Source organism: Litchfieldella qijiaojingensis, from assembly GCF_014651875.1.
Lineage (GTDB): Bacteria > Pseudomonadota > Gammaproteobacteria > Pseudomonadales > Halomonadaceae > Litchfieldella > Litchfieldella qijiaojingensis.
This window is the reverse complement of the sequence record NZ_BMXS01000047.1, coordinates 1-6224: the sequence shown is the minus strand read 5'-3', so window position 1 is coordinate 6224 and position 6224 is coordinate 1. Positions and strand designations below refer to the sequence as shown.

6 protein-coding genes are annotated in these 6224 nt (G+C 58.9%); 4 read left to right on the top strand and 2 right to left on the bottom strand.

Annotation, left to right across the window (positions count from 1 at the left end):
• The coding region (locus IE093_RS21965; protein ID WP_229803891.1) for a hypothetical protein at positions 1 to 266 on the bottom strand (266 nt) is incomplete at its 3' end.
• Between the two features lie 285 nt (positions 267 to 551).
• Here IE093_RS21965 and IE093_RS21960 point away from each other — a divergent pair.
• Genes IE093_RS21960 through IE093_RS21950 form a run of 3 tightly spaced genes read left to right on the top strand, consistent with a single transcriptional unit; the run spans position 552 to position 2828 of the window.
• On the top strand, positions 552 to 992 hold the full coding sequence (locus IE093_RS21960; protein WP_189473034.1) for a very short patch repair endonuclease: 441 nt from the start codon (positions 552 to 554) through the stop codon (positions 990 to 992).
• Positions 976 to 2193, top strand: a complete 1218-nt coding sequence (locus IE093_RS21955; RefSeq protein ID WP_229803889.1) for a DNA cytosine methyltransferase — start codon at positions 976 to 978, stop codon at positions 2191 to 2193. The genes IE093_RS21960 and IE093_RS21955 overlap by 17 nt, the downstream gene beginning before the upstream one ends.
• Positions 2190 to 2828, top strand: coding sequence for an Eco29kI family restriction endonuclease (locus IE093_RS21950; RefSeq protein ID WP_189473032.1), 639 nt, complete (start codon positions 2190 to 2192; stop codon positions 2826 to 2828). The genes IE093_RS21955 and IE093_RS21950 overlap by 4 nt, the downstream gene beginning before the upstream one ends.
• Before the next feature lie 910 nt (positions 2829 to 3738).
• Here IE093_RS21950 and IE093_RS21945 read toward each other — a convergent pair.
• On the bottom strand, positions 3739 to 4140 hold the full coding sequence (locus IE093_RS21945; protein ID WP_189473030.1) for a phasin family protein: 402 nt from the start codon (positions 4138 to 4140) through the stop codon (positions 3739 to 3741).
• Positions 4141 to 5229: 1089 nt separating this feature from the next.
• Here IE093_RS21945 and IE093_RS21940 point away from each other — a divergent pair.
• Positions 5230 to 6036: a class I SAM-dependent methyltransferase gene (locus IE093_RS21940; RefSeq protein ID WP_189473028.1), complete on the top strand. Its 807-nt coding sequence runs from the start codon at positions 5230 to 5232 to the stop codon at positions 6034 to 6036.
• The last annotated feature ends 188 nt before the right edge of the window (positions 6037 to 6224 follow it).

Sequence of the window (6224 nt, the reverse complement as noted above, 5' to 3'; positions counted from 1 at the left end):
GTCTCGGCCACGTCGAGCTGCACCTCCTTCAGTCGACCGAAGGCCTCGGAGACCGGATCGATGCGCTGGTAAAGCTCATCGACGATGAAGCCCTCCAAGGCCGCGGCATCTTCCTGGCGCAGGATGGCCTGGAGGCGATCCACCGCGGCATCGGCGCTCTGCAATAGCGGCCTCATTTCGGCGACGATACGCTGCTCCTCCTCGACCAGGAAGGTCGCCAGATAGGCCTCCCAGGTGTGCCGGATGGTCTCGCGTGCCTCGGCCACGTTGCGACTGGCCTCGGCCCAGCCGATATTGCCGTTGTGGCAGCCGGCTCAGCACCTCTTTCAGGAGGCAGCGTCTCGAAGGCCTCTACATCTGGTGGGGCGCCTATCCCCGCGCTATAACGTTTGCGTCGGGGATCCGGGTTGCTGCGGTTCGGCATCCAGATAGTATGAACCGCTGGTGATGGACGAGGTATGGCGGGGATACAAGCCGTATTCGGCGGGGAAGGAGGCCCCACGACCGATCAATGCTAATCTGGTCGTCAATCCTTCCATCTCGTGCTCATCATGGCCGATACCCTTTCACCCAGTGAGCGTAGCGAGCGAATGTCGCGCGTCAGGGCGAAGAACACCAAGCCGGAAATGAAGCTGCGAAGCCTGGTGCATGGCATGGGTTTCCGGTACCGTCTGCACGCCAAGCATTTGCCGGGGACGCCCGACATGGTTTTTCCCTCGCGTCGGGCGGTGATCTTCATGCACGGTTGCTTTTGGCACCGTCACGAGGGGTGTAGGCTGGCCCGGTTACCCAAGAGCCGGGTATCCTTCTGGGAACGGAAACTGGAAGCCAACCGGTTGCGTGATCGGCGGAATCAAATTCGACTACAGGAGCTTGGGTGGCGCGTATTGGTGGTGTGGGAGTGTCAGTTGGTGGATCTTGAAGATACCGCTCGGTGGATAAGGGATTTTCTGAACAACAAGACGGGAACGGATCATGATGAAATCGGTTGAGCTATTCGCGGGCGCAGGGGGCTTGGCGATGGGGGTATCCCTCGCCGGTTTTGAGTCTTTGGCTGTCGTCGAGCGGGATCGCTGGGCTAGCGATACGATTCGCGAGAATCAACGGAACGGCTTCCCATTGGTCCAGGATTGGCCTCTGTGGTCGGGCGATGTTCGGGAGTTCGACTGGTCCGGCATTCCCGAGGATATCGATTTGGTCGCCGGGGGCCCGCCTTGCCAACCTTTCTCCATGGGCGGCCGTCACAAGGCCTTTGGTGATGCCCGCGATATGTTCCCGGCTACCGTGGATGTCGTTCAGCGCTTGAAGCCCAAGGCGTTCCTCATCGAAAACGTGAAGGGACTGACGCGGTCCAGCTTTGCAAATTACTACCAGTACATTCTGTTGCAGCTCGAGTTTCCGGAAGTCGTTCGTCGCGATGGCGAGACTTGGCCAGCGCATCTCAAGCGCTTGCAGGAAGAAAAGACTTCCGGAGCCCTGCACCTCAATGGGCTGACTTACAATGTAGTCCCCACGCTGGTGAATGCCGCTAACTATGGCATTCCTCAGAAACGCGAGCGCGTGTTCATCGTGGGCTTTCGCGCGGATCTGGGAGTCGAGTGGTCGTTCCCGTCGCCAACTCACTCCTATGACGCCTTATTGCATTCACAATGGGTCACGGGCGATTACTGGGATCACCATCGAATCGCGAAGAAACACCGGCCGGAGATACCCGGCCGCATGGTTAACCGTATTCACAAGTTATCTAGTGAACTGCTCCCGCAGGAGCACAAGCCGTGGCGCACGGTTAGGGATGCGCTCGCGGATGTACCGGATCCTCGTAAGCGAGGAGCGGAGAGCTTTCGAAACCATAATTTCCAGGATGGGGCTCGGGCCTATCCGGGACATACCGGAAGTCCATTGGACCTCCCCTCCAAAACACTGAAAGCTGGCGATCATGGGGTTCCTGGTGGCGAGAACATGATGGTTCGTGACGATGGCAGCGTGCGATATTTCACGGTTCGTGAATCGGCACGTTTGCAAACCTTTCCCGATGGCTACACCTTTCATGGTGCTTGGAGTGAAACCATGCGCCAGTTAGGCAATGCCGTGCCCGTTGCACTTGGGCGTGTCGTGGCTTGTTCGGTCGCGGAGCAGTTGGCGTTGACTCAATTGCGTCACTTGGCCAGCCAGCGGTATAGGAAGCAGGCATGACCGATAAGATTATCCCCTTCAATCCTCTCGACAAGAAGCATTTGGGCGAGAGCGTTGGTCAGGCCATGCTACGCCAGCCGGTATGCCTCTTGGGTGAGCTGAGTAAATTCAGTGGGGCCGGGGTCTACGCAATTTATTACACCGGGGATTTCCCGGCCTATTCAGCTATAGCCCAGCGTAATCGGAACGGTGAATTCAACGCGCCCATCTATGTGGGGAAAGCCGTGCCGTCTGGAGCACGAAAGGGGAAGATATCTTCGTCGGTCACCACTGCCTTGTATAATCGGCTGAAGGAGCACGGAAAGAGCATCGAGCAGGCAGAGAACCTGGATCTAGGGGACTTCTGTTGTCGCTTTCTGGTGGTCGATGATATTTGGATCCCCCTGGGTGAGTCGCTGCTAATCGCCAAGTTTTCCCCTATATGGAATCACCTGATCGATGGCTTTGGCAACCACACACCCGGGAGGGGACGTTTCCAGGGGCTGAGGCCGAGGTGGGATGTGCTGCATCCTGGTCGGCCATGGGCCGAAAAATGCCAGCCGCGAGGCGAAACGATGAAAGAGATCATGCGTGAAGCGGAGGATTATCTGCGCAACAACCCTCCTCCGGACGATAACTCCATGATTTCAGTCTAGAGTTTTCTCGGAACCCTCCAATGTCGTGAGCTTGGGCTCTTATGCGAGGAGTTTCGCTTTGTGTTGGTTGGAAATCGTATTGATAGGCCTAAATCGATTCAGGATTTTACTGGAGCCGATGAGGCCTTGAGATACATTGGTTTATAACCAACGGCTGCACGGCGACCGATTTTCCGCTGCTTTGCAGCGCTAAACCGGCGCATGAGCCGGGCGTGTGTGCCAGGCATGGCACAGAACTAGAGAGGTGAAAGTCCTCTTGCCAGGTGTTCGCAGAGCCGAAGGCTAGGAGAAGGGCAAGGGCGTCATCGCGAGGTGGGGTCTGGAGGAAGCCCAATCCAAAGCTGCGGGGCGACGAACAGGAACCCGATATGAGGTGTGGCACATCCGGGGCGAGCGGGCACGTGACCGCGAAGCCCTCCATCTGTGAACTGCACCCCGGGCAACCGGTGTTGACCGACGGGCGGGAGTCAGCAGAGGGCATAGTAGGTTCAGACGTGGAACCGAAGGCCCGAACAGAGACAGGAGTGGGACCTTCGTGCAGAGGAACAGGATGGCATCTGACAAGCAGCTTTTGCTGCCCCTGGAATTACCGGGGGATGAACCTGTGCCTGGGGATCGCAGCATGAGAGAGTCCAAGAAAAGCGCCGCACCCCCACCTCCACCTCCATTTCATCAATCCAGATTGTCCGTTTTTCGTCAGTGCTTTCACAGCGGCTTGCCTGGCAGGCCGACTACCAGGAAGAGAGTCTCGCTGTGTGGCGCGAGCAGCTATAGCTGGTCAGGTAGGCGCTCCTGGTGGATACCAAGGGTGTAGTCGGACGCAACCGGAGCGCCAATGCAACGGGCCGCCGAATATTGATCGGCGGCCCGTCGGTGAGAACGTCGGCTGGCGCAAGGCCGGCCAGAACGCTTACTTGGCGGTCTTGCTGGCAATCTGTGTCGCCTGCTTGACATTGCTCTCGGCAGCCTCGGTGGCCTGCTTGACGTTGCTTTCGGTCAGCTTCTGGCTCTGCTGAACGAAGTCCTGTTGCAGGGCCACGACCTTCTCAGCATCGCCCTTCAGGCGCTCGGTCAGCTCCTTGGCGACCTGCTGCTGGTCTTCGAAGTAGGCGCGCAGGCCTTCGGCGTCCTTGACGTTCGCCAGGCTGCGCAACTGCGCCAGGCTGGTGTCGGCGTAGGCCTTGCTGGCCTCGAGCTGGGCACTGACCAGCTTCTCGGTGTAGTCGACGGTGAGGGCCGCATAGGCGCGGGCCGGGCCGAAGAACATGGATTCGAACTGCTCAGTGAACTGCTTGGTGTCGAAGTTTTGCATGGTTGACCTCGTGGGGTGCTGAACATGTCGAAGGCCCTGGCGGTCTGCCGATGCCTTCTGCGTTTCTGATGCTGTGAACGATAGCATAGGAATTTGTGCAGTGCAACATAAGCTGGCGTGAGGAGGGTGGTGGTAAGCATCACCAGCCTCTATTGGCAGGGTCAATCGTTGCCGTGTGCGCTGACGCGAGGGCAAAGCAATAGTCCTATTCCTTGATGTGCCCAACGTTCATGGGTAGCCGCTCAAGGGTGGTGCCCATTTGGCCGGGACCTGAGGAGCTACTTCAACTGGTAGAAGATCAGTAGACCACCTCAGGGCCTGGAGGATAGGGCGGCAGTGGAGGTGCGATCTTTGATTCACTACCGCCCCGGTCGACCTGACGCTTGGTGACAACCCGGGCAGAGCGTAGATCGCCTCTCAGATGGTCCAGAGGATGGGGGCCTCTTCATGCCTCGTGGGCCCATGCTCCTGCCTTAACCTCCGATACCTACCCACCTCCTCATCTTATCGTCACAAATATCCAAAATTTCCTACGCATGTATGAGCGTCACTATTCCCGGCGGCAGTATGGCTGGTACCTGGGATGCCGTGCAGGTCGAATTAACGTGCGAAGGATGCTAACGACTCAAAGCGATCCTCATGGCAAATGCGGTCGGCACGTTTATCTGAGTCATGCTGCTGAGCTATATCTAATTTCTTTGAATTTCAGAGGGTTGGGCTGTGAATCTCGCGCGGTATAACCCGAATGAACGTGCCGGCGCGTTCAAGTCAATAAACGAGCGAGTAGTCTAATCATTGTTATATCAGATTACGCTGAAAGTCCTCTTCTGGCCGGATATGACGAGGATATAAGTGTTGAAGGACTGGTGGCAGGGTATTCGTCCGGGGAAAGCCAAGCATGGTTTGAGAAGTGGCTGCACAAACAGTCCTCACATTCATAGTCGCCCGGTATGAGCTTCGTTCGCGAAGAAATCGTGCATTTCGATATTACAATTACCTGAAAGCCTCTGTGTTTGCGCGCTTCATGGCCGGCTATCCGATGGTGCTCGACGGAGGCGGCAGAGTCTGACCGCCTGGGGAGAAATACTCATGAACGACCAATCGACGGCCTGGCAACACTGGTTCCCATTGATCGAGAATGCGGTAGGGGATTTGTCGCGCTGCATGTTCGATCAGGTAGGTCTCGCGTCCGGGCACCGCGTTCTGGACCTGGCGACAGGCATCGGCGAGCCCGCCCTGGAGGCCGCCGGACGTGTCGGGCCCGAGGGACGGGTCCTCGGCGTGGACATCTCGCCGGCGATGATCGACGTGGCCCTCGCGCGGGCCGAGGCGGCGGGCCTGACGAATGCCGAGTTCCGGGTGATGGATATCGAGGTGCTGTCGCTCCCGGAGAGTTTCGACATCGTGCTCAGTCGTTGCGGCCTGATGTTCGTCGACGATCTTCGTGCGACCCTCGGAGGAATCCGGCGTGTGCTCGAGCCCGGCGGGCGGATTTCGGTGTCGTTCTGGGCATCGGGGGACGAGACGCCGACGTTGAGCTTGGCGGAAAGAACAGCGCATCGTGTCCTGGGGCTGCCGCCGCCGGGCGAGGGCGAGAAGACGCCGTTCGCGCTTTGTGACGTCACGGCGACAGCCACGGCGTTGGAAGAGGCCGGTTTCGCGGACGTCCGGATTCAGCGTATTGCCGTTACCTTCGAGTTCAAGTCGGCCTCGCAGTTCGTCTCCTACCGGGAGGCGCTTTCCTCGCGTTTCGTGGCGCCCATGGACGGTCGGAGCGATCGGGCCCGGGAGCACATCCTGAAGGCCGTTGCCGAGGCCATCACACCCTACCAGGATGCCGACGGGACGGTGCGTATGGAAAACCAGGCATACTGCCTCTCCGCCGTTAGGCCGTGACGAATACAATATAAAGTGAGCCCGAGGCCAGCAGGGTAGCGGCGGCGCGAATGGCCATCGTTGGCACCGCCGCCGACGTCATGGCCCCAGGCTTCGGGTCAGAACTCCTCCCACTCGGCTTCGCCGTCGTGCCGCTGGCGCGGCGCACGGCCCGGGGGCGAGGCCTCGCCCGACTCGGCGCCGGACGG